This is a genomic window from Kitasatospora sp. NPDC007106, from assembly GCF_040634455.1.
Taxonomy (GTDB): domain Bacteria; phylum Actinomycetota; class Actinomycetes; order Streptomycetales; family Streptomycetaceae; genus Kitasatospora; species Kitasatospora arboriphila.
This window is the reverse complement of record NZ_JBEYFP010001379.1, coordinates 1-1,159: the sequence shown is the minus strand read 5'-3', so window position 1 is coordinate 1,159 and position 1,159 is coordinate 1. Positions and strand designations below refer to the sequence as shown.

At 72.1% G+C, this 1,159-nt stretch carries 1 protein-coding gene; it reads left to right on the top strand.

The window, feature by feature from the left end; genetic code table 11:
- Nucleotides 1-102 precede the first annotated feature (102 nt).
- On the top strand, nucleotides 103-1,159 hold a 1,057-nt coding region (locus ABZ641_RS38630; protein WP_359989365.1), incomplete at its 3' end, for a polysaccharide deacetylase family protein.

Below are 1,159 nucleotides of genomic sequence, written 5' to 3'. Positions count from 1 at the left end.
GGGGCCGGGAGGACTGGCCGGCACCTCGCAGGCCGCCCAGCGCCCCGCCGGCAACTCGGTGACCGCCGCGCCGTTCCCCCGCTGCGCTTCACCCTGCCCACGGTGGTGCTGCTCACCCTGCTCCTCACCCTGCTGCTGCGCGGCCTGGTGACCAACGAGGCCTTCCACGACGCCCGGATCAACGTCTCGGTCGACAAGACCACCGTGCCGGCCGCGCTGCTCACCGGCGGGCCGGTGATCGACGCCCGCGGACCGGGCGCGCCGCGCAGCTACCGGGCGCAGGACCACACCATGGCGCTCACCTTCGACGACGGCCCGGACGAGAAGTGGACGCCGCAGATCCTCGACGTCCTCGCCCGGTACCACGCGAAGGCCACCTTCTTCGTGACCGGCTCCATGGTCGTCCAGCACCCCGAGCTGATCCGGCGGATCCTCGCCGAGGGCCACGAGATCGGCCTGCACACCTTCACCCACCCCGACCTGACCCTGCAGTCGGACCGCCGGATCACCTGGGAGATGGCGCAGACCCAGATCGCGCTGGCCGGTGTCGCGGGGGTGCACAGCGCACTGTTCCGCCCGCCGTACTCCTCGGACGCCACCGCGCTGGACGACCTCACCTGGCCGGTGGTCAAGAAGCTCGCCGACCGCGGCTACGTCACCGCGTTCATCGACGAGGACACCGAGGACTGGCAGCGCCCCGGCGTGGACGCCATCGTCCGGGCCGCCCTGCCGAAGAAGCCGGGCGCCGGCCACGTGGTGCTGATGCACGACGCCGGCGGCGACCGCTCGCAGAGCGTCGCGGCGCTGCGGATCCTGATGCCGCAACTGCAGTCCGAGGGGTACCGCTTCACCACCGTCAGCCAGGCGATCGGCGCGGGCAGCCCGATGTCCCGGGCGAGCGACTTCCAGCGCTGGGAGGGCGAGGCCTTCCTGTACCTGGCGCACGGCTCGGTGCTGGTGATGCCCGTCCTGGTGGTGCTGCTCGCCGTGGTCGGCACGCTGGTCTTCGGGCGGTTCGCGCTGATGCTGTTCCTGTCGGTCAAGCACGCCCGCCGCACCAGGCGCCGGACGTTCTCCTGGGGGCCGCCGGTCACCGAGCCGGCGACCGTCCTGGTGCCCGCGTACAACGAGCAGGAGTGCATCGCCAACACCCTCAACT